The following is a 21,665-nucleotide window of genomic DNA, read 5'->3' as shown; positions in this document are numbered from 1 at the left end:
GCGCATGACATCCATCATATCGATTAAAGACCTGTCGAAGACCTACGCCGGCGGCTTCCAGGCCTTGAAGCACGTCACGCTGGATATCCGCCGCGGCGAGATCTTCGCCTTGCTCGGCCCCAACGGCGCCGGCAAGACGACGCTGATCTCCATCGTCTGCGGCATCGTCAACGCGACGTCCGGATCGGTGACCGTCGACGGCGGCGACATCGCGCGCGACTATCGCCGCGTGCGCTCCATGATCGGCCTCGTGCCGCAGGAGCTGACCACCGATGCCTTCGAGACGGTGTTTAACGCCGTCTCCTTCAGCCGCGGCCTGTTCGGCCGCGCGCCCAACCCGGCGTACGTCGAGAAGGTGCTGAAGGCGCTGTCGCTGTGGGACAAGAAGGACAACCGGATCATGACGCTGTCGGGCGGCATGAAGCGCCGGCTCTTGATCGCCAAGGCGCTGGCGCACGAGCCGACCATCCTGTTCCTCGACGAGCCGACGGCCGGCGTCGACGTCGAGCTGAGGAAGGACATGTGGCAGGTGGTGCGCGATCTGCGCTCAACTGGCGTCACCATTATCCTCACGACGCACTACATCGAGGAAGCCGAGGAGATGGCCGACCGCGTCGGCGTCATCGCCAAGGGCGAGCTGATCGTGGTCGAGGAGAAGGCCGAGCTAATGCGCAAGCTCGGCAAGAAGCAGCTGGTGCTGCACCTCAATGCGCCGCTGCAGGCCGTTCCCGCCGAGCTTGCCGCACACGCCCTCGAGCTGTCGCCCGACGGCCGCGAGCTCACCTTCACCTACGACACGCAGGCCGGCCGCACGGGCATTACCGCGCTGCTCGGCGACATGCGCACGGCAGGCGTCGGCTTCGCCGATCTCAACACCATCCAGTCCTCGCTCGAGGACATCTTCGTCGATCTCGTCAGGAGCACGAAATGAACCTGCACGCGGTCAAAGCCATCTACGTCTTCGAGATGTCGCGCGCCTTCCGCACCATCATGCAGAGCATCATCTCGCCGGTGCTGTCGACCTCGCTCTATTTCATCGTCTTCGGCGCCGCCATCGGCACGCGCATCTCGCAGATCGACGGCGTCAGCTACGGCGCCTTCATCGTCCCGGGGCTGATCATGCTGCAGCTCCTCACACAGTCGATTGCCAACGCCTCGTTCGGCATCTACTTCCCGCGCTTCACCGGCACGATCTACGAGCTCCTGTCGGCGCCCATCTCACCGTTCGAGATCGTGCTCGGCTACGTCGGCGCCGCGGCGACGAAGTCGATCATGCTCGGGCTCATCATCCTGGCCACGGCGGCGCTATTCGTTCCTCTGCACATCGCCCACCCGGTGTGGATGCTCGCCTTTCTGGTCCTGACGGCGGTCACCTTCTCCCTGCTTGGTTTCATCATCGGCATCTGGGCCGACGGCTTCGAGAAGCTGCAGGTCATTCCGCTGTTGATTGTGACACCGCTGACATTCTTGGGCGGCACGTTCTACTCGGTGAACATGCTGCCGCCGTTCTGGCAGACGGTTACGCTGTTCAACCCCGTCGTCTACCTTGTCAGCGGATTCCGCTGGAGCTTCTATGAAATTTCCGACGTCAACATCGTAGCCAGCCTAGGCATGACCGCGGTCTTCCTGCTCGTCTGCCTGGCCATCATCTGGCGCATTTTCACCACCGGCTACCGGCTTAAAGCTTGAGCAGTTGTGCGCCGCAGCTTGCGTACGCAACGAGGTCGGGCCAGTGTGGGCGCGTGGCCGGGGGTGATCGTGCCGGCAGGCATCGACAGGGGAGGGGCACGTGGAAGGGATCATCAATTCCATCGTACAGTTCTTGCAGCAGGGCATTGCTGCCATCTTCAAATTCCTGCAGCTCGTCTGGAACTGGTCGTTCGGCCAGATCGTCTCCATTTTCTCGTCCGACTGGCAGGCGCTGCCGATCTGGAAGATCGTCGTGCTGATCGTCGCCTTGGCGGCCATCGCCTACATTCTCTACAGGGCCTTCATGGTGCTGTGGTCGGGCGTCGTGGCCCTGTTCCACGCTTTCGTCGAGCTCTTGAGCAAGTTCGTCTCCGTGTTGCCACAGATCGTCATCGCCGGGCTGATCGCCTTCGGCGCCGGCTACGTGATCCAGAACATCAATTTCTGACACGGCAATGCGCTAGGTAACGGGCCGGCCGCGGCCGCACGTCCGCAGGAGCATGCCATGCAGCATCTAAGCGCTGACTTCGCCTGGTACGCCGCCGGTGCATTCGCCCTCGGCTTTGTCGTAGCGTGGCTTGCATGCGGAAAGGCGGAGACGGGGCCATCCACCTCGCCGATGCCCGTTGCGCAGGAAGACGAACGGCGACGCCGCAGTGCGCTCAGCTGGCTGTGGCGCGGCTATCGCGCCTATGATCGCGGTGCCGGCTGGTGGGACCGCATCGGCTGGTTCCTTGGACTGTTCAAGTCGAATGCCGGCGTCGCCGTGCTCGTCGCCTCGACCGGCGCGGCCGCGACCTATGGTGCGATCGAGATCAAGAGGAACGTGATCGACCCGCTGAAGCTCGAGACGGCGGCCATCGCGCCCCAAGCGGAGGTGCGCCAGACGCGCAACTCCACCGTGTTCGCCATCGAGGGCAAGGACAAGGCCGGGCGTCGCGGGGCCTTCGACGTCGTAGTCTTGAACAAGAGCTTCCTATGGGTGCGCGGCAGCGCCGACGATCTCGAGAAAGACGGCAAGACAATCCCGCGCGCCGAGCTTGCCGCCGCCGTGCTCGACGAGGAGGTCAAAGGGGCGCTCGCCGACGCCAAGGAGGTGATCGCCATCGGCACCGCCTCGCAGGAAGGCAGCGCCACCGAGGAGGTGGCGCGCGCCGAGCGGCGTGCCAGGCAGGCGGCGAGCCTGATTTCCGGCGCAGTGGCGGAGGGCATTCCGGTCTGGACGCTCAATCTCGGCCAGTACCGCGACCCGTGCGCGAACTGTGAGACGGGCGGCACCAGCTGGCAACGGCCGTTCATCGTCGTCGCCGTGAAGGAGGCCGATCCCGGCACCGATATCGGCGAGGCGCTCGCCGATGCCATGACCGGCAAGGAGAAGCTGCCGAGCCCGAACAGCTACTCCACCTTCGCCCTCGCCCGGTACCGCTGAACCTACACTAGCCGTTAAGCACCGTCCTCGAGGCTCAAAGCCAGACGCCAAAAGCTGGGGCTGAGACGCAAGGTTGCGCTATAATATGATTTTGATGAGCGCGGCCATGGAAGCAGTCAGACCCGCCCTGCGCCCGCACGAATTCAACCCGGCCGAGATCGGTGCGCTCGCGCATCTCTATCGCGGCGAGGTTTACCGCAGTACGATTTGGCGGACGCGGCTCGACAACACCACCAATTGGGCGGTGGTCACGCTGGCGATCGCTCTATCCGTAACATTCTCCACCAGCGAGGCCTCGCCGCTGCCGCTGATTCTCGCGGGCATTTTGTGCATCGTGTTCTTGCTCTTCGAGGCGCGGCGCTATCGCTACTTCAACGTCTGGCGCGCGCGGTGCCGCTGGTTGGAGACGAACTTCTATGCCCCGATGCTGCGCGGCGAAGGTGTGAAGCCTAGCGGCGGCTGGCCCCAGGTACTGGCGCGCGACTATTGCGAGCCGCGCCATCATATCAGCCTTGCGCGTGCAATCGGACGGCGTCTGCGCCGAAACTACATTTGGATTCTCGGCATTCAGACGCTTGCCTACTACGCCAAAGTGGCGGTCCACCCGGTGCCTATGTCCAACCTGGCGGAGCTGGTGCAGCGCGCCGCGGTAGGTCCTATTCCAGGTGAGCTGGTTTTGCTCGGCGGTGTCTTATTCACCACTGGCTGGATAACGTTCGCGCTCGTGACGTACTATCTCGATCGCACCAAGCACGCCCTGCGGCCTGGCGGGGTTGCGATGGGGTAACAAAAGACGGCGGGCACGAGAGCCCCGCCGTCGTAAACCACGCGCTACCTCTTCGGCGCGACGCATGTCTTTGTCGCGTCGTCCCAGATCATATCTATCATCTTCGCGCATTCGGCCTGCGTCTTCGGTGTGTCACCTGCGAGCGCCGGCGCTGCGAACGCAGCTGCAAGACTCAAGGCGAGAACAGAGGTGAGAATCCTCATGGTGCTTCCTCCATGCCTAAGCGGGCCGCCGGGCCAAGAAAGCCAGCGCCCGCGAAAATCGCCACTGGCTCTTTGGCGCGGCTTGACGATCCAAACGGCTGTTCGAGCACCGCGGTCCGACACTGCGCGCACGGAGGAAGCCCTCGCGAGCACCCCGGTCGATACTGGAGGAGCCCAAGACGGGGCGCACGCCGATGCCGACAAAGCGATGGAGTGGCAAAAGCGCAATGAGCTTTTCCACGCCATCCCTGCCCGTTAAGGGACGCATCGGCTGAGCGGGCCTGAAACCCCTAGGCATGCGCCACGCATCCGGGCCGAGCCACGTACGCTTGGGCGCTCCCCCTTCCAACATCGCGGTCTGCTGGACATCGGCAAGTTGTGAGCGGTACTTAGATGACACCGTGAGCCCACCGTGATCGGACCGACGCCGGTAGTGACGTCGATGATCATGCACCACAGCACATACCAGCTCGGGATGTTGGTGAGGAATATTCGACCAAATCTACTGCTGTGCCTTCGGCACCGCTTGACGCGCTTCGGCTTCCGGCCTGAATAGAATGTAGCGACGTTTCTTGTCCGCGCGAATAGCGCTTGCAGCCGTGGTCAGATACTTCCAGACATTTCGCCGTTCGGCGCAAAGAAAGTCGTGCCTTATGGGCGCGTATGTCCTGTTTGTTGCGATGCTGACCGCATCGCCGCAGCATGTAGAAGCCGGCAAAGACGGCAAGAACGAGTCTCCCGGCGCTTCCACGACGCCGACGCCCGTCCCAACTATGGATGTGGAGGTCATCTTCTGGAACAGCGTCAAGGACAGCGACGATCCGGAGCTGCTGCAGACTTATCTCGACCGCTACCCCGCCGGTGCATTCGCGCCGATCGCCAAGCTCAAGATCGAACGCCTGAACGCACCGCCGCTCACGCCCTCTGGTCGCGTCGCCGACGAGCCCACCTTCTCTGGCTCGGAATCATACGGGCGGCAGGAGGTACTACGCGTCACGCTCGGCGGCAGCGGAAGTCGCGGCGTGCTCGGCTTGCGTGGCCAGACGTTGGATGCGTTCTGGCAGATCGCGATCGGCCCTGAAGCCAAGGGCGCCATTGTCGTAGAGGTCTTGCCGGGAGGAGCCGCCGAGCAGGTCCGACTGCGTCGCGGCGACATCGTCACGCGCGTGGAAGGGCAAGACGTTGCGGCCATGGCCGACGTGGCGCGCCTCATCGGGCAGGCTGGCCCCGGAAAACAAGTCGCGATCCAGATCTGGCGGCCTGATGGCGACTACAAGACGCTCGTCGCCAGGCTCGCCGCCCGGGCCGATAAGAACGACGCCCCTGCGGCGTTGGCGCTGGCCGAGATCTATCGCCTAGGGCTCTTGGGACGTGAGGATGTGTCGGAGGCACTGAAGTGGCAGCACAAGGCCGCAGAGACCGGATCAACCGTGGCGATGTTCGTGCTTGGCACCACGCTGGCGGCAAGCCAGGGCCCCGAGAAGGAGAAAGAGCTTTCCGAAGCCGTGCAGTGGTTCAGAAAGGCCAGCGAGGCTGGCGACCCACGCGCCATGCACGCGCTTGGCGTGATGTACGACAACGGTTTTGGCACCTCCAAGGACGCGGTCGAGGCGGTGCGCTGGTTCCGCAAGGGCAGCGATGCCGGAAATGCGGCTGCCATGGCGGCGTTTGCCCAGATGCAGCTCAATGGCAGGGGAACCATCAAGGACGAAACAGCGGGTGTGGCTCTGATGCGCAAGGCGGCGGACGCCGGCAATCCAACCGCGATGGCGCAGCTCGGCGCCGCATACGCCGAAGGCAAAGGCCTCCCCAAGGACGAGACGGAGGCCGTGCGCTGGTATCGCCGCGCCACCGATGCCGGTTACACGGCTGCCTTCTATCACCTGGGATTGGCATATCACTACGGGCGCGGCGTGCCCAAAGATCAGACGGAGGCCCTGCGCAGCTTCCGGTGGGCTGCGGATAATGGACTTACGGTCGGCATGGTGGCTCTTGGCGACATATACGCCAACGCCATCGGCACCGCTAAGGACGACGCCGAGGCTACGCGCTGGTACCGCAAAGCGGCGGACGCCGGCGATACCGGTGCCATGTACACCATGGCGATCCGCAGCGAGTTTGGCTTAGGAGTTGCGAGGGATACCGAGGGTGCAGCGCAATGGGCGATTGCATCCGTCAAGGGTGGATCCGAATACGCGCGCACGCAGTTGATCGCCGAAGCCGACAAATGGAGCCCTGACTTCCGCCGCACGCTGCAGCGCAAGCTAAAAGACGCGGGGCACTACACGGGTGACATAGACGGCCGGATGGGCGCCGGCGTGAAGGACGCGCTCGATCGGCTGGCGAAGTCCGGCACCAAGGGTCCCTGATTTCCACGGACGCATCGGAACACCCAGCGTCGCCGGCCAGGCTCGACAAATCAGCTGCACGCCCGATTGCGGGACATGGCGGGCGACTGCGGCAACGGTGGGCTTCCCTTTCTGGCCCGAAACCCCTAGGCATGCGCCACGCACCCGGGCCGCAGCGGACTCCCGCTCGCCGCCCTTCCTCCGGTATCCTTCGGGCTAAGGCATCATGGGCTTCAAATGCGGCATCGTGGGTTTGCCGAACGTCGGCAAGTCCACCCTGTTCAACGCGCTGACGCAGACCGCGGCAGCCGAGGCCGCCAACTACCCCTTCTGCACCATCGAGCCGAACGTCGGCGAGGTGGGCGTGCCCGACGAGCGCCTCGATAAGCTCGCCGCCGTCGCCGGATCGGGGCAGATCATCCCCACGCGGCTGACCTTCGTCGACATCGCCGGCCTGGTGCGCGGCGCGTCCAAAGGCGAGGGCCTCGGCAACCAGTTCCTCGGCCACATCCGCGAGGTGGACGCCGTCGCCTACGTGCTGCGCTGCTTCGAGGACGACGACGTCACGCACGTGGAAAACCGCATCGATCCCTTGGCCGACGCCGAGGTGGTCGAGACCGAGCTGATGCTCGCCGACCTCGACAGCCTCGAGAAGCGCCGCACCAACGTCGAGAAGAAGGCCAAGGCCGGCGCCGACAAGGAAGCCAAGGCGCAGCTCGTCGTCATGGACAAGGCCCTAGCGCTGCTGCGCGAGGGCAAGCCGGCGCGCCTCGCCGACATTGCGCCCGAGGAGCGCCCCGTCTTCGACGCGCTGCAGCTCCTGACCGCCAAGCCGGTGCTTTACGTATGCAACGTCGATGAGGCGTCGGCGGCCACGGGCAACAAGTACTCAGCCGCGGTCGAGAAACGCGCGGCGCAAGAAGGTGCCGGCTGCGTCGTCATCTCGGCCAAGATCGAATCTGAGTTCGCAGGCCTGGCGGCGGATGAGCGCGCCGAGTTCCTCAAAGACCTTGGCCTCGATGAGCCGGGTCTCAGCCGCCTCATCCGCGCCGGCTACAAGCTCCTCGACCTCGTCACCTATTTCACGGTGGGCCCGAAGGAAGCGCGCGCCTGGACCATCACCCGCGGCACCAAGGCGCCGCAGGCCGCCGGCGTCATCCATACCGACTTCGAGAAGGGCTTCATCCGCGCCGAAACCATCGCCTACGACGATTACGTGGGGCTGGGCGGCGAGGTCGGGGCTAAGGATGCCGGCAAGATGCGGCTGGAAGGCAAGGAGTATGTCGTCAAGGATGGCGACGTGATGCACTTCCGCTTCGCCAACTGATGGCCGGCCGTGCCGAAGGACCGGCTGGACAGGCCGTTGGCGCCGACACAGGCCGCTCCTATATGCCTCCCATCGCCCACAAAATGGGAGGATGCGACATGCACGTGATCGAAATCCAGGAGCACGCCCGCAAGCTGCGCGACGCGCACGGTGATCAGGCCATTGCCGAGGCAGCGCAGAGGGCCCACGCCCTCGAGCAGCAGGGCGATGCTGAGCAGGCGGAGACCTGGCGGCGCATCGAAGCCGCGCTGCGCGAGATGCAGGGCCCCCATGTCAGCTAGCCGCAGGCGGGAGCAGCGGCGCCGCCGATGCTCCCACCCGCCGAACCTAGAAGGATTCCCATGCCGAGATTTGACAAGGCCTTTGCACTCTCCCTTTTCGGCGCCGTACTGCTCGGCGGCGCTGCACTCGCCGACCCGGCACCCCCGTCAGAGCTTCCTAAGCCTGCAGGCACGGACGCCGTCACCACCGGCAGCATCAATCTCGACCCGAGCGCGGAACAGCGCATGAAAGACTGCATGGCGATCTGGGAGCCGCGCACGCATATGACCAAGGCGGAATGGCGCCGCACGTGCAAGACCACTCTGCAAGAGTTTTCGAACTGATCAACCCTGCGCGCGCTGGCCGTAGGTTTTGAAGCGCTCCAGCACGCGCGCCATCTCCTCGTCAGGTAGGATGTTCGCCTCGCCGAGCGTGAGCACTTTCGCGTACTGCTCCGCCAGCACCTCGACCTCATGGGCGAGCTCGAGCGCTGATGCGAGGGAAGTTCCAATGGCGATCTGACCGTGGTTGGCCATCAGGCAGGCGTTGCGCTGCGCGAGCCCGTTGGCGACGTGCTCGGCCAGCGCCTCGGTGCCGAACGTGTCGTAGGGCGCCAGCGGGATGTTATTCCCGCCTGCCACGGCGACCATATAGTGGAACGCCGGAATCGGCTTGTGGGCGCAGGCGAGTACAGTGGCGTAGAGCGAATGCGTGTGGACGACGGCGTGCATGTCGGGGCGCGCGCGATAGGCGGCGAGGTGAAAACGCCACTCGCTCGACGGTTTGCGCGATTTCTTGCCCGGCACAGCACCGTCGCCGTTGACGAAGACGATGTCGCGCGGGCGGACGGCGTCGTAGGCCATGCCGGTGGGCGTGATCAGCATGCCACCCTTCCAGCGGCATGAGACGTTGCCGGAGCGCCCGGGCGACAATCCCGAGCGGCTCATCGCCCGGGCGGTATCGATCACCGCCCGTCGCGCCGCCGCTTCCTTCTCCTTCGCGCCCACGGCCATTGCTCCCTCTCGAAGCTTCTATGGCGCCGGCTTCCCATAGCGGATAACGACCAGCCTGTCGGTGCCCGATTCAGCGCCCCACAACTCACCCTTCCGACCCAGCATCTGGCGAACGTCGGCGTGCTCGCGATCGCTGGGAAAGCTTGTAAACTTCTCGCTCACCGGGTCGAACCGTACAATGGCATTACCCGGAAAATCCGATACCCACACCTTGTCCGCCTCGTCGACGAACACGGCGTAGGCGCGCGGATCCTCACCCGGCAACCTCCACGTCTGCCACATCTTCTTTGGCGGATCATAAACGCTCAGCGTGCCGGCATTCCATTCGCTGACCCATGGGCGCCCCGCCGAATCCGCCCACACCCGGCGCGGCCCGGAGCCCTTTTTGGGGGGATCGATGGGCAGCACCACGCCTATCTCGAGATCGGGCTTGGCGAGATAGCTGCCGGCCAGCGACACGAACCAGATGTCGCCGCCGGGTGTCGCCGTGATGCCGTAAGGGCCGCGGCCGCGTGGCGCGTCCCAGACTTGCATATCGCCCGTTGCGGGATCGAGGCGCCCGTAGATGCCTTCCTGGCCGGTGAACCAGATGCGGCCCTTGCCGTCGAAGGCCGCCGTGTTGAGGTTGGCGCCCGCGCGGTCCTTCGGCAGTGGCCACTGCTGGACGGCTTGCGTCTTGGCATCGACGCGCACGATGGCGTTGAGGCCGCTGTCGCTCACCCACGCCGCACCGTCGGGCCCGACGATGACGCCGTGCGGCTTCGAGTGGTCGCCGAGCGGCACGCGCTTGACGTCACCGGTCTTGGGGTCGAGTCGCCCAAGCACGCCGGCGCGCTGGCCGGTGTACCAGACGGTGCCATCGGGCGCCGGCGCCACGTCGTGCGGGCGATCACCCTTCGGCACCTCGTAGTACTGAACCTCATCGGCGATGACCGGCGGGGCGAGCAAAGACGCGGCCAAGAGGATGGCGGTAAAAACTCGAGCGTGGTGCTGATCCATAGGGCCTCCGGGTGGCTTCGGTTGGCGCTTTATGGAGGCATATATAGGCAGCATCGTCCCAGCCACAGACGCTACGCTCAGGACTTGTCCCGCTCCGGGTAGAGAAACAAAAGCCCTTCGCGCGTCGCCGGACCCACACCGCGCTCGGTGATGAAGCCGGTGACGAGGCGCGCCGGCGTTACGTCGAAGGCCGGATTGCCGGCCAGCGAGCCGGGCGCCGCGATCTCCACCGTAACGACGCGGCCGTCGGGCAGCCTGCCCGGCATCTTCAGCACCTCATCCCCCGAGCGCTCCTCAATGGGAATGCTGAGGCCTTCTTGCAGCGTCCAGTCGATGGTCGAATGCGGCAGCGCAACGTAGAACGGCACGCCGTTGTCCTTGGCCGCCAGCGCCTTGAGGTATGTACCGATCTTATTGGCAACATCGCCATTGGCGGCCACGCGGTCGGTGCCGACGATGACGAGATCGACCCTGCCGTGCTGCATCAGGTGCCCGCCGGCGTTGTCGACGACGATCGTGTGCGGCACGCCGTGGCTGCCGAGCTCGTAGGCGGTGAGCGCGGCGCCCTGGTTGCGCGGGCGCGTCTCGTCCACCCACACATGCAGCGGCACACCGGCGTCGTGCGCCTGGTAGATGGGCGAGGTCGCCGTGCCCCAATCGACGCAGGCCAGCCAGCCGGCGTTGCAGTGGGTGAGCACCTCGACCTTCTCGCCCCTACCCTTTCGAGCGGCAATGTCCTCAATGAGCTTCTTGCCGTGCTCACCGATGCGCCTGCAGGTCTCGACGTCCTCATCGCAAATCTCAGCGGCGCGCCTATAGGCAGCCGCAACGCGTTCCTCGCGCGGCAGGTTCTGCACGGCGCGGCGCATCTCCTCCAGCGCCCAGCGCAAATTGATGGCGGTGGGGCGCTGCTTGGCGAGGAACTCGATCGCGCGGTCGATCGCCTCGTCGGAGGCGTCATCGCGGATGGCCATGGCGAGGCCGTACGCCGCCGTCGCGCCGATCAGCGGCGCGCCGCGCACCTGCATCGACAGGATCGCGCGCGCGGCATCCTCTGGCGACTTCAGCAGCACGATGACGAGCTCATGCGGCAGCCGTGTCTGGTCGATGATCTCCACCGACCAGCCGTCCGGCGCCAGCCAGATGGTCCGATAAGCCTTGCCGTTGATCTTCATCGTCTAGTCACCGCCGGGCATGGTTGGCGCCATGGGTATGTGGAGGGTGTGCTCGAGACCGCAAGAGGGGCAGGTGAGCGCGTACCACTCGGCGTGGGGTCGCGTCGACCGATCCTTGATGTCGAGGCCGGGCGCCTCGCACACGGGGCAGGCGACCGGCTCGCCCGGTGCCAGCCGCCAGGCCGCGATGCGCGCCAGCGCCTGACGCACCTTATCGGCCGGGAGAGGGGTGCCGGGCACGGGCGCTCAATGGCCTTCGAAGGCCATCAACGCGTGCGTGCGGATGCCGTGGCTGCGCAGCAGGTCGAGGCCCCCGAGATCCGGCAGGTCGACGAGAAACGCAGCGCCGGCGACGAGGCCGCCCGTGCGGCTGATCAGCTTGGCTGCCGCCTCGGCCGTGCCGCCGGTGGCGATCAGGTCGTCGACGATGAGAATGCGCTCGCCCGGCTTGATGGCGTCCTCATGGATCTCGATGATGTCGACGCCGTATTCCAGCGAGTACTGCTGGCCGATGGTCTTCCACGGCAGCTTGCCCTTCTTGCGGATGGGGATGAAGCCGCAGGAAAGGCGGTCGGCGACGGCACCGCCGAGAATGAATCCGCGCGCCTCGATACCGGCAACGGCGTCGATTTTGTCGTTCACGTAGGGCGCCGCCATGCCTTCGACGGCGGCCTTGAAGCCCTCGGCATCGCCCATGAGCGTGGTCACGTCGCGGAACAATATCCCCGGCTTCGGGTAGTCCGGAATCGTACGTACAAGCCGCCGCAAATCGCTCAAGCGAAACCCCTCCCCGCCAAATTGAGGGCGCAAAATAGCAATATCGATCACAAGACGGTAGGCGTTTTACCGCCCCGATTACTGCACATTGCACGGTCGCTGCAACAGCCCGCGGGCGTCGGGCCGCAGCGCTTTTTAGGAGGCTTTAGGCGTGGCCAGCGTTGATTTCCCTCTTACGGCGGATGAGGGAGCCGAGGACCTTCCTCGAACATTGCGACGGGAGAAGGAGGCGCGCGAGCGTGCTGCCCGCGAGCGGGAGGCCAAGGCGCGCGCCGCGACGTTGACGCATGATTTCGGCGCATCGGACCCGCGCAGTGAAAGGCCACCGCTGACAGATGGCCTCGGCGGGACGGCGGTGACCCGTTTCGATGTGCCGTTCGGGCATCTGATGCTGTTCTCGATCAAGGCGGTGCTGGCGGCCATCCCGGCGCTGATCCTGCTCGGCGTGCTGATGTGGGTAGCTGGCGCGCTGCTCAAGGCCTACTATCCCGAGCTGATCCACATGCAAATTCTCATCACCTTCCCGAACTGAGGCTCGGCGCTCACGTCCATGCGTATGCTGCGCGTCATCGGGATGCTGGCCACATGCCTTGCCCTAACGGCAGCGGCCAGCGTTGCCGACCTGCGCGCGGCGACCGAGGACGAGCCGGCCGCAACGCAAAGGAAGAAGAGCGACGACCCGAAGGACATCCGCGTTCCCATTCCTTCGTATTCCAAGGACGTCAGTGACAACGGCTGTCGTGTGCGCAAGGGGCCCGAGGATAAGTTTGCAGAGCCGGATGCCGACATCCTTCATGTGCCCTTCGCCGACCTCATCAGCGAGACGGTCGGCCGCTATTCGGTGCGTTCTATCCTGGACGGGCCGGAAACGTTCGCGGCGTCCCTGGCGCCGCTCGATGCCGACATGCGCACCTTGGTGCTGCTCGACGTCCTGCGCGCAGCGCTCGGCCGCGACGGCCTGCACACGTTCTTCTTCCTCAGCGCGGGGGTGCACGCGCCGGCCATTCGCGATGCGCTGCAGGTTGCGGGGCTGAGGCGCGAGCACGAGCTGTTCCTGCGAGCGATGGAGCTGTTCGGACCGACCTATCCGGCCGACAACGAAACGCGCGCCAAGGCCTTCTCCTATTCCTCGCTCGATACACCACTCAACGATTTCGACAGGCGGATGCTGGAGACCGCCGCCTCGTTCGGCTCGCGCGAGACCTTCGGCCAAGCCATGGTCGCCTATGTCGAGCGAACGCCGGCGCTGTGGCAGCAGATCGAGGCCAAGCGCGCACAGCTCGGCGAGATCGCGCGCCTGCGCTACCTCAACCAGGCGCTCACCCGGCGTATCGACATCTGGGATAAATCCGACGCCGAGGTCGCTGCCCAGCTTGCGTCTCTGACTACCGAGCAGCGCACGCTATTCGTCATGGACGTTTTCAACACCGAGTTCGAGAACGGCGGTGTGCACCAGTTCTTCTACAACTCCAGCGGCGCGGTCGCACCGGAGGTCTACGATGCGCTCATTGAACTCGGGCTCGAGCGCCAGGCGGCGATCTTCAAAGGGGCGATGGCTATATTCCCCGGCAAGTATCCGCGCGACATGCAGCAGCGCCGTGACCGCTTCTTCGATCGGCCGGAGTGGAGCGATTGGGACAGGCAGCTGCAGGCACTGACCGACGAGTTCTACGACCTCGACGGCGGCCCGACAGTCGTGCCTAGGCGTCAATGTAGCGGTCGAGGGTGGCCCGGGCATTTGGTCCGCCATGACCATCTACGCGCGCGAGAAGAAGATGCTGCCCTGCTAGCGATCAACGCTGCGCCATGTGCGCGAGATAGGCGATGACCGCATCGAGATCGGCGTCGGGCAGCGCCTTTTGATCGAACGCCGGCATTTGTTGTTGCGGCCAGGTGCGGACCGCTTTCGGGTTGCGAATCAAAGCGCGCAGGCCCTCGGCGGTCAGGTATTGGGTTGGATTCATCGGCTGCCCGAGGTCCGGGCCGACGTCGGCCGCACCGGCCCCCTTCATGCGATGGCACGGCATGCATTGCGTCGTGAACACCGCTTGCCCGCGCCGCGCCGGCACGTCGGCGGCGAGATCATCGGCCACCCGCATCTGCGGCCAGCGGTGGGCGGGCGATTCAACGCCGGTGATGGCGACCGTCTGATACGGCCACAGCTCGGTGCCGACCTTCGACCGCTGTGGGTGCTCCCATACGAGATAGAACGGACCCGCCGAGACATCCTTGCCCGGTAGCGGCGGCCAAGGCGCACCCGCATCCTCGACGGCGATCCAGGCGATGCTGCCGCCATTCGCGCCTTTGGCTACCAGCGCCATGGGGATCTGCGAGACGAAACCGTCGGAAGCGCGCGCCTCGAGGGTATCGACCTCCGACGCGGCGCCGATGAGGGCAAGCAGCGGCACCGCGCGATAGGTCATCGCGCGCTTGTAAGACACATCATCGGCGACAGTGATCGTCGCCGCGTCGGGCCGCGCCAGAAGTTCGGCTGCGGTGAAGCGCTGCTCGCGCCCCCCGAGCGCCAGCGTCAGCGTGCCGGTCTCGGCCCGCGCCATGGCGATGGCGAGCAGCAACAGGGCGAAAGAAAGTAGGGCTAGGCGCACGGGACCCTCGAGAATTGCGCGGCTCAGGGCGCCAATGTAGCGTGCCGCGATCGCTGCGGGCAAAGGGACCTTCAACATGCCGAGCACTGCTGGCAAGGACGCGCAAGTCGAGCTACACGAGACCACCGGCGCGCTCGAGGTGCTGTTTACGCTGCGCGAGGAGTTCGCCCAATGGCTGGAGGAGGCGCAGAGCGAGGAGCGCAAGGAGGAGTTGGAGAACGTCTATCGGCACATCGTGGCGATGGAGCAGGAATACCAGCGTCGCCACGAGGTGGCGGCAAAGCGGCTGGTGAGCGGCTGAGCATCAGCGCCTCTCGCCCACCTCGCTGATGGCGGCAACGAGCGCCTCGGTGACCCCGGGCTCGGTCATGGCATGTCCCGCCTTGTCGATGAGCTGCAGCCTACAATTCCCCCACGCTTGGCTGAGTGCATAGGCCGACTTGGGCGGGCACAGCAGATCGTAGCGACCCTGCACGATGACTCCGGGAATGCCGTGCAGCCGGTGGGCATCGCGCAGCAGCTGGTCCGGCTCGAGAAAGAAATCGTTGCGGATGTAGTGGCCTTCGACGATCGGCGTCGGGGGCAGCCGCGCGCTCTGTCCGACTGGCGCGGTGAGCCGCGTCTGCGCCGGTGCCAACTCCGACAATGCGCGCTCGTACGCGGCCCAGGCCTGCGCCACCGGTGCCTGCTCGGCAGGATCGGGGTCGGCGAGCCGGCGCAGGTAAGCCGTCAGTGGATCGCTGCGCTCGTCCTCAGGCAATAGGGCGATGAATTCGGCGAAGAGATCGGGCCGAAACAGCTTCGGGCCCTCAACAAAGGCCCATTCGACCTCTTCGTGCGTACCGAGGAAGATGGCACGCATCACCAGCCCGTTGACGCGCTCGGGGAACGCCTCGGCGTAGGCGATGGCCAGCGTCGAGCCCCACGAGCCGCCAACGACGAGCCAACGCTCAATGCCGAAATGCTCGCGGATCGCCTCGATGTCGGCGATGAGGCTTTGGGTGGTGTTGGCCGTCAGCGAGAGATACGGATGGCTGCGGCCAGCCCCGCGCTGATCGAACAGCAGGGCGTGAAAGCGCGACGGGTCGAACAGCCGGCGATGCGCATGCTGCGCGCCGCTGCCCGGACCGCCGTGCAGAAACAGCGCCGGAGTGCCGTCGCGCCGTCCCACCTCCTCGACATACAGCCAATGGCCGTCGCCGACGGCGAGCATGCGCGCATCGAAGGGGCGCAGTGGTTCTTCTATCATCGCTTGATCAGGCATGCGCCGTGTGTGCCGCTCCCTTGAGAACAGCGCAAGCGCAATCACCGCCTCTATAGCGGCTGGCCGGCGTTGTGCGCCGCTCAAGGACGCACGTGCGCGACCGGTACGTGGAAGCGAAAAAGGAGAGGAAAACCAAGATGTACGCCACTCGCCTCGCCGCGGCAGCCCTCGCGCCCGCCGCCGGTTTGGGCATCATCGCTGCATCGGCGCAGGCTTTGCCGGTGGACGCCATGAGCTGCAAGGAGCTCTGGGTGAAGCGCAACCAAATCTACAAGGCCAACGGCTACTGCTTCAAGACAGAGAAGGCCATCAAGTACTTCGGCAATGCGGACTGCTACATCGACGTGCCCTTGTCGAAGAAGGAGATGAAGCGCGTTATGACCTACCGGCACTGGGAAGAGGGAAGAGGTCAACGGCTGCTGATCGCTTGATGTCCACTAGGGGAGCCAGGGTTCCGGGGCCCTGGCTTTCCCCTATAATCGGCCTCCGACAGGCGCCGGAAGCAGCCGCAACAGCTACACAAGCCTAAGGCCCAAAAGCGGGGGAGCGTCGTGGCAGTGAGCGCGGCACGAGACGGCGCCAAGTCCGTTCAGGACTACATCGACGAGATGCCTCGCTGGGCGGACGGCACGGGCGTCCCGTCAGTCCCGCTGACCGACATGCAGTGGCGCATTTGGGGCCTGGCGGTGGCGGGGAAATTCTTCGAGGGGCTCGTGGTCTTCATGACCGGCGTCGCCATCCCCTTGATCGGCGCCGAATTCGCCATGACAGCAGCCGAACACGGCGTGGTGGGGGCAGCGAGCCTATTCGGCATCCTGATTGGTGCGCTTGTGCTCGGCGGCCTCGCCGATACGTTCGGCCGCAAGCCGATGTTCATCGTCGAGATGATCATCTTCATGCTGTTCCTCGTACTCGCGGCCCTGAGTCCGAGCTACTTCTGGCTGGTCGTCGCCCTGTTCGGCATCGGCGTCGCGCTCGGCTGTGACTATCCGACGGCGCACCTGATCATCTCGGAGAGCATCCCCAGCGCGGTGCGCGGTCGCCTGGTCTTGAGCGCCTTCGGCTTCCAGGCCGTGGGCGCGCTGACCGGCACGATCATCGGCTACGTAATCCTGACCATCGATCCCAGCGTAGGCGCCTGGCGCTGGATGTACGCCACGGCGATCGCCCCGGCGCTCTTGGTGGTGATCGGCCGCTTCTACGTCACCGAGAGTGCTCAATGGTTGGTGGCGCGGGGAAGGCTCATAGACGCCCGCTCCGAGACGATGCGGCTGCTGACGCGCAACCCGCCATACCCGAAAGACATCGCGCTGGCACTACCCGGTCCGCGCAGCGCCTCCGAGCCCCAGGACGGCTATGCCGCACTGCTAAAGCCGAGCAATCGCCGCGCGACTATTCTCGCCGCCGTGCCGTGGTTTCTGCAGGATCTCAGCACCTATGGCATCGGCATCTTCACGCCGACCATCCTCGCCGCGACGTTCGGCCATCAAACCGAGCACGCGCACGGGACGGCAGCCCTCGTCCACCAGGAGATCCTCGCCGCCAAGGGAGCAGGCCTGATCGACGTGCTGCTGATCGTCGGCATCATCGCGGCGGTGTTGTTGGCCGACCGCATTGGCCGCATCAAGCTGCAAATCGTCGGCTTTATTGGCTGCGCGGTGGGCCTGCTGCTTGCCGCCGTCTCCGCCGATTTCTCAGCCCCCGTGCGCACCCTGCTCGTTCTCGCCGGCTTCATGCTGTTCAACTTCATGACCAACGTGGGCCCGAACGCACAGACTTACCTTCTGGCCGGCGAGGTGTTCCCCACGCACATCCGCGCCAAGGGCGCCGGCATGGCCGCCGCCTTCGCCAAGATCGGCGCGGTGTTGACGGCGTTCTTCTTCCCCATTGTCATCGCCGACATCGGCACGCAAGCCCTGCTCTATGCCCTGGTCGTAGCCTCGCTGGCAGGGGCGGCCGTCACCTACCTGTTCCGTATCGAGACCATGGGTGCCAATCTGGAAAAGACCGGACGCTGAGCTGTCGCGGCGCCTCGCCGAGCTGAGCGGCCACCCGTTCAAGGCTTGCCGAGCACGCGGCCGGCGACGGCGTCGAGCTTGGCCATCTGCTTGGGATCGCGCGCCTCGGGCGGCGTAATGATGGCAACGTCGAGCGCCGTATCGGAGCCGATGGGGCACGGCGGGTGCTCACGCGGGAAAATCTCGGCGAGCTTGTGCACGAGACGCTGCGCCTTCTCCGTGTTGCCCTTCATGACGGCGATCACCGCAGCGACATCGACGTGCGCCACCTCTTCGTGCCAGCAGTCGTAGTCGGTGACCATGGCGACGGTCGAATAGCAGATCTCGGCCTCGCGGGCGAGCTTGGCCTCCGGCATGTTGGTCATGCCGATCACGTCGCAAGCCCAGCTGCGGTAGAGGAACGACTCGGCGCGCGTGGAGAACTGCGGACCTTCCATGACGAGGTACGTACCGCCCTTGGTGTGATCGATGTCCTCGGCCTTGCAGGCCTGCTCGACGGCGTCGACGAGCAGGGGGCTCACCGGGTGCGCCATGGATACGTGCGCGACGCAGCCCTCGCCGAAGAAGCTTTTCTCGCGCGCGAAGGTGCGGTCGATGAACTGGTCGACGAGCACGAAGTGGCCGGGTGCAAACTGATCTTTCAGGGAGCCGCAGGCCGAGATGGAGACGAGGTCGGTGACGCCGGCGCGCTTCAGCGCGTCGATGTTGGCGCGAAAGTTGATGTGGGTCGGCGAGAGACGGTGGCCGCGGCCATGACGCGGCAGGAAGCGGAAGGGCAGGCCGTCGAGCTCGGCGAAAAGGATCTCATCGGATGGGTCGCCCCAGGGGCTCAAGACCTTTTCCCAATGCGGGTTCTTGATGCCCGGCAGGTTGTAGAAACCGCTGCCGCCGACGATCCCCAGGACGGACTTGACCACGGCCCCCTCCAAACCATCTTCACGAACCCCGATCACGACACCGACGCCGACGCGGCGAGTGGACGTCAGTGTTTCACGCGCGACCAGATCCGCTTCTTGACGAGATAGAGCAGGACGGTGGTGATGGCGAGATAAAGCAGCACTTGCCAGCCCAGCTGCTTGCGGCCGTCGAGGCTCGGATCGGCTGCCCAGGCGAGGAAAGCCGTGACGTCGCGCGCATTCTGCTCCAGCGAGCCTTTGACGCCCGACTCCGGCTGATACTCGACGAAACTGTCCTTGGACAGCGGCGGCGGCATTGCCAATTGATGACCCGGAAAGGCAACGTTGTAGTTCATGCCCTCGGTCATCTGCATGCTGGACGGCGGGTCGTAATATCCAGTCAGCAGAGCATAGAGGTAATCGGCGCCGCCCTCCTGATAGCCGATGACCATATCGCGCAGCATGAAGAACCACTGGCTGTACCAACCGGCGTGGCTTTCCACGTTGCGCGCCTTGGTGATCAGCGACAGGTCGGGAGGCAGGGCACCGTTCTGAGCTGCGCGCGCCTGCACGTCGTTCTTGTAAGGCCCGATGATGGGGTCGGCGAGACCGGGTAGGCGATCGATCGGGTTGCCCTGATCGTCGAGCACGCCGGAAATCTGATACGGCCATGAGACCGCGAGCGCCTTTACCGCCTCCTCGGGGAACTCCGGACCGCCCGGTTCCGCGAGATTGCGGAAGCGCACGCGCTTCAGACCATGGCAGGCCGTGCAAACCTGCTGGTAGACCTGGAAGCCGCGCTGCAGCTGGGCCTTGTCATACTGGCCCGTGAACCCGGCGAAGGACCAGTCCTGACGCTCGATGGCGTGCTCCCCGCCGGCGGCCGCGTCGGCAGCGCGCACAACGCCCGCCGCGCCAGCACCAGCTAAGGATAGCGCGGCAATGACGGCTACCGCCGCACTGCGCCACCTGAGCTCCGGTCGTCTCATATGAGCCCCCCTCAGGACTTGGCCGACGCCAGCTTCGCGCCTTTTTCCTTACCGAGCACCGCCTCGGTGATCGAGCCCGGCACCTTTAGTGGCGTCTCAAGCCACCCGAGGACCGGCATCACAACGAGGAAGTGCGCGAAATAGTAGATCGTGAAGATGCGCGCCCAGAACACATACTCGGCCTCGGGCGGCTTGGAGCCGAGCCAGCCGAGCGCCACGCAGGTGAAAGCGAACAGCCAGAAGAACCAGCGGTAGATGGGCCGGTACTTGGTTGAGCGCACGCGACTGGTGTCAAGCCACGGCACGAACAGCAGGATGCCGATGGCCGCGAACATGGCGACGACGCCGAGGAGCTTAGATGGGATCGCGCGCAAGATCGCGTAGTAGGGCAGGAAGTACCACTCCGGCACAATGTGCGGCGGCGTGACCAGCGGATCGGCGGGGATGTAGTTGTCGGCATGTCCGAGATAGTCGGGAAGGAAGAAGGCGAACCACGCGAACAGAAGCAGGAACGCGAACATGCCGACCGCGTCCTTCGATGTCGCGTAGGGGCTCATCGGCACGGCGTCGGAGGCGGTCTTGATATCGAGGCCGGTCGGGCTGTTCTGACCGACGATGTGCAGCGCCCACAGGTGCAGGCCAACGAGGCCGGCTATCACGAACGGCAGCAGATAGTGCAGGCTATAGAAGCGGTTGAGCGTCACCCCGGAAACCGAGTAGCCGCCCCACAGCCACTCGACGATGGCGGTGCCAAGGCCCTTCCAGATGCTGTCGAGGGACGAGAACAGGTTGGTGATGACGGTGACCGCCCAGAAGCTCATCTGCCCCCAGGGCAGCGAGTAGCCCATGAACGCCGTCGCCATCATGACGATGAAGATCAACACGCCGATGATCCACAGAACCTCGCGCGGGGCCTTGTAGGAGCCGTAGTAGAGGCCGCGGAAAATGTGGATGTAGGCGGCGAGGAAGAACATCGAGGCGCCGACCGCGTGCAGGTTCCGCATCAGCCAGCCGAAGTTCACGTCGCGGCGGATGCGCTCGACCGAATCGAAGGCCCCCTCCGCGCTCGGCTGATAGTGCATGGCCAGCACGATGCCAGTGACGATCTGCGCCACCAGCATGAAGGTGAGGATGCCGCCGAAGGTCCACAGGTAGTTGAGATTGCGCGGGGTCGGGAAATCGATGAACTGCGTGTGCATCATCCGCCCGATGGGCAGGCGCGCGTCCATCCATTTGCCGAACTTGGTCGTCGGCTGGTAGCTCGTTCCGTGGATCATCCCGTGTCCAGACATGGAGCCCCGCCCGCTCGTCAGCCGATCTTGATCTTGGTGTCGGAAATGAAGCCGTAGACCGGCACCTCTAGGTTGCGCGGAGCGGGCCCCTTGCGGATGCGCCCCGCCGTGTCGTAGTGCGAGCCGTGGCACGGGCACAACCAGCCACCGAAGTCGCCCTTCTTGTCACCCAGCGCCTGCCCCTTGGGAATGCAGCCCAAGTGCGTGCAGATGCCGACCATGATGAGCCAGTTCTCGTGCCCTTCCTTGGTGCGGTTTGGATCCGTCGCCAAGGCATCCTCGGGCAGCGCGTCGTTGCGGGCGTACTCGTCGATCAGTTCTTTGATGTCTACGGCCTTGGCGGTCGCGATCTCCTCCGCCGTCCGGTGGCGGATAAAGACGGGCTTGCCGCGCCACAGCACGGTGATCGCCTGACCTTCCTTGACCGGGGCGAGGTCGACCTCGATGGAGGCGAGCGCCTGCGCGCCCGCGTCGGGATTCATCTGCTGGATGAAGGGCCACAGCGTCAGGGCGCCACCAACGGTGACGAAGGCGCTGGCCGCCAGAACGAGGAAGTCCCTGCGGTCCGGTTCTTCGGCGTCAATTGCCACGG

The 21,665-nt window shown here is 65.1% G+C and carries 25 protein-coding genes; 14 read left to right on the top strand and 11 right to left on the bottom strand.

Annotated elements, in window-relative coordinates; genetic code table 11:
• The first annotated feature begins 4 nt into the window (after positions 1–4).
• From F9K20_RS10165 to F9K20_RS10125, 9 genes are all read left to right on the top strand, one after another.
• On the top strand, positions 5–931 hold the full coding sequence (locus F9K20_RS10165) for an ABC transporter ATP-binding protein (protein WP_291000819.1): 927 nt from the start codon (positions 5–7) through the stop codon (positions 929–931).
• Complete coding sequence (locus F9K20_RS10160; RefSeq protein WP_291000816.1) at positions 928–1,689, top strand: ABC transporter permease; 762 nt, start codon at positions 928–930, stop codon at positions 1,687–1,689. The genes F9K20_RS10165 and F9K20_RS10160 overlap by 4 nt, the downstream gene beginning before the upstream one ends.
• A gap of 100 nt (positions 1,690–1,789) precedes the next feature.
• Positions 1,790–2,137 (top strand): hypothetical protein, encoded by a 348-nt coding sequence (locus F9K20_RS10155; protein WP_291000814.1) that lies wholly within the window; start codon positions 1,790–1,792, stop codon positions 2,135–2,137.
• Positions 2,138–2,194: 57 nt separating this feature from the next.
• Positions 2,195–3,118, top strand: coding sequence for a hypothetical protein (locus F9K20_RS10150; RefSeq protein ID WP_291000811.1), 924 nt, complete (start codon positions 2,195–2,197; stop codon positions 3,116–3,118).
• An 85-nt stretch (positions 3,119–3,203) separates the two neighbouring features.
• A complete protein-coding gene (locus F9K20_RS10145) occupies positions 3,204–3,905 on the top strand; it encodes a DUF2270 domain-containing protein (protein ID WP_291000808.1) in 702 nt (233 codons plus the stop codon).
• Positions 3,906–4,761: 856 nt separating this feature from the next.
• Positions 4,762–6,477: a PDZ domain-containing protein gene (locus F9K20_RS10140; RefSeq protein WP_291000805.1), complete on the top strand. Its 1,716-nt coding sequence runs from the start codon at positions 4,762–4,764 to the stop codon at positions 6,475–6,477.
• Positions 6,478–6,682: 205 nt separating this feature from the next.
• The gene (gene ychF / locus F9K20_RS10135) at positions 6,683–7,783 is read left to right on the top strand and encodes a redox-regulated ATPase YchF (protein WP_291000802.1); all 1,101 of its coding nucleotides are present in this window, start codon (positions 6,683–6,685) and stop codon (positions 7,781–7,783) included.
• A 98-nt stretch (positions 7,784–7,881) separates the two neighbouring features.
• Complete coding sequence (locus F9K20_RS10130; protein ID WP_291000799.1) at positions 7,882–8,064, top strand: hypothetical protein; 183 nt, start codon at positions 7,882–7,884, stop codon at positions 8,062–8,064.
• Between the two features lie 60 nt (positions 8,065–8,124).
• Positions 8,125–8,388: a hypothetical protein gene (locus F9K20_RS10125; RefSeq protein ID WP_291000796.1), complete on the top strand. Its 264-nt coding sequence runs from the start codon at positions 8,125–8,127 to the stop codon at positions 8,386–8,388.
• On the opposite strand, the gene F9K20_RS10120 is transcribed toward F9K20_RS10125, so the two are convergent.
• From F9K20_RS10120 to F9K20_RS10100, 5 genes are all read right to left on the bottom strand, one after another.
• Positions 8,389–9,057, bottom strand: a complete 669-nt coding sequence (locus F9K20_RS10120; RefSeq protein WP_291000793.1) for a class II aldolase/adducin family protein — start codon at positions 9,055–9,057, stop codon at positions 8,389–8,391. It lies immediately after the preceding gene.
• Positions 9,058–9,075: 18 nt separating this feature from the next.
• The gene (locus F9K20_RS10115) at positions 9,076–10,056 is read right to left on the bottom strand and encodes a lyase (RefSeq protein WP_291000790.1); all 981 of its coding nucleotides are present in this window, start codon (positions 10,054–10,056) and stop codon (positions 9,076–9,078) included.
• A gap of 77 nt (positions 10,057–10,133) precedes the next feature.
• Positions 10,134–11,231: an S-methyl-5-thioribose-1-phosphate isomerase gene (gene mtnA, locus F9K20_RS10110; protein ID WP_291000788.1), complete on the bottom strand. Its 1,098-nt coding sequence runs from the start codon at positions 11,229–11,231 to the stop codon at positions 10,134–10,136.
• Positions 11,232–11,234: 3 nt separating this feature from the next.
• Complete coding sequence (locus F9K20_RS10105) at positions 11,235–11,471, bottom strand: hypothetical protein (RefSeq protein WP_291000785.1); 237 nt, start codon at positions 11,469–11,471, stop codon at positions 11,235–11,237.
• Between the two features lie 6 nt (positions 11,472–11,477).
• Positions 11,478–12,041, bottom strand: coding sequence for an adenine phosphoribosyltransferase (locus tag F9K20_RS10100; RefSeq protein WP_291000782.1), 564 nt, complete (start codon positions 12,039–12,041; stop codon positions 11,478–11,480).
• Between the two features lie 118 nt (positions 12,042–12,159).
• Between F9K20_RS10100 and F9K20_RS10095 the strand changes: the two genes are divergently transcribed.
• Both F9K20_RS10095 and F9K20_RS10090 read left to right on the top strand, forming a co-directional pair.
• Positions 12,160–12,540, top strand: a complete 381-nt coding sequence (locus tag F9K20_RS10095; RefSeq protein ID WP_291000779.1) for a hypothetical protein — start codon at positions 12,160–12,162, stop codon at positions 12,538–12,540.
• A gap of 18 nt (positions 12,541–12,558) precedes the next feature.
• Positions 12,559–13,836, top strand: coding sequence for a DUF4375 domain-containing protein (locus tag F9K20_RS10090; RefSeq protein ID WP_291000776.1), 1,278 nt, complete (start codon positions 12,559–12,561; stop codon positions 13,834–13,836).
• Here the strand turns inward: F9K20_RS10090 and F9K20_RS10085 are convergent.
• The gene (locus F9K20_RS10085; protein ID WP_291000773.1) at positions 13,802–14,677 is read right to left on the bottom strand and encodes a cytochrome c; all 876 of its coding nucleotides are present in this window, start codon (positions 14,675–14,677) and stop codon (positions 13,802–13,804) included. The two genes, F9K20_RS10090 and F9K20_RS10085, sit on opposite strands and share 35 nt — an antisense overlap.
• A 13-nt stretch (positions 14,678–14,690) precedes the next feature.
• Between F9K20_RS10085 and F9K20_RS10080 the strand changes: the two genes are divergently transcribed.
• On the top strand, positions 14,691–14,915 hold the full coding sequence (locus tag F9K20_RS10080; protein ID WP_291000770.1) for a hypothetical protein: 225 nt from the start codon (positions 14,691–14,693) through the stop codon (positions 14,913–14,915).
• A 3-nt stretch (positions 14,916–14,918) separates the two neighbouring features.
• On the opposite strand, the gene pip is transcribed toward F9K20_RS10080, so the two are convergent.
• Positions 14,919–15,863 carry a prolyl aminopeptidase gene (gene pip, locus F9K20_RS10075; RefSeq protein ID WP_291000767.1) on the bottom strand — a complete coding sequence of 315 codons (945 nt, stop codon included), beginning with the start codon at positions 15,861–15,863 and terminating at the stop codon, positions 14,919–14,921.
• Positions 15,864–16,015: 152 nt separating this feature from the next.
• On the opposite strand from pip, the gene F9K20_RS10070 reads away from it, so the two are divergent.
• Positions 16,016–16,309 carry a YARHG domain-containing protein gene (locus F9K20_RS10070; RefSeq protein ID WP_291000764.1) on the top strand — a complete coding sequence of 98 codons (294 nt, stop codon included), beginning with the start codon at positions 16,016–16,018 and terminating at the stop codon, positions 16,307–16,309.
• Between the two features lie 126 nt (positions 16,310–16,435).
• Complete coding sequence (locus F9K20_RS10065) at positions 16,436–17,896, top strand: MFS transporter (RefSeq protein ID WP_291000762.1); 1,461 nt, start codon at positions 16,436–16,438, stop codon at positions 17,894–17,896.
• 38 nt (positions 17,897–17,934) lie between these two features.
• Here F9K20_RS10065 and F9K20_RS10060 read toward each other — a convergent pair whose 3' ends face one another.
• From F9K20_RS10060 to petA, 4 genes are all read right to left on the bottom strand, one after another.
• Positions 17,935–18,813: an S-methyl-5'-thioadenosine phosphorylase gene (locus F9K20_RS10060; RefSeq protein WP_291000759.1), complete on the bottom strand. Its 879-nt coding sequence runs from the start codon at positions 18,811–18,813 to the stop codon at positions 17,935–17,937.
• A 65-nt stretch (positions 18,814–18,878) separates the two neighbouring features.
• Positions 18,879–19,781, bottom strand: coding sequence for a cytochrome c1 (locus F9K20_RS10055; protein WP_291000756.1), 903 nt, complete (start codon positions 19,779–19,781; stop codon positions 18,879–18,881).
• 11 nt (positions 19,782–19,792) lie between these two features.
• Positions 19,793–21,073 (bottom strand): cytochrome b N-terminal domain-containing protein, encoded by a 1,281-nt coding sequence (locus F9K20_RS10050; RefSeq protein WP_291000754.1) that lies wholly within the window; start codon positions 21,071–21,073, stop codon positions 19,793–19,795.
• A 17-nt stretch (positions 21,074–21,090) separates the two neighbouring features.
• Positions 21,091–21,663 carry a ubiquinol-cytochrome c reductase iron-sulfur subunit gene (gene petA / locus F9K20_RS10045; RefSeq protein ID WP_291000751.1) on the bottom strand — a complete coding sequence of 191 codons (573 nt, stop codon included), beginning with the start codon at positions 21,661–21,663 and terminating at the stop codon, positions 21,091–21,093.
• Between the last annotated feature and the right edge of the window lie 2 nt (positions 21,664–21,665).

The sequence above is a fragment of the Hyphomicrobium sp. genome (genome assembly GCF_009026145.1).
Lineage (GTDB): Bacteria > Pseudomonadota > Alphaproteobacteria > Rhizobiales > Hyphomicrobiaceae > Hyphomicrobium_A.
Note: the sequence above shows the minus strand (reverse complement) of the source record. Positions and strands in the feature narration are given on the sequence as shown.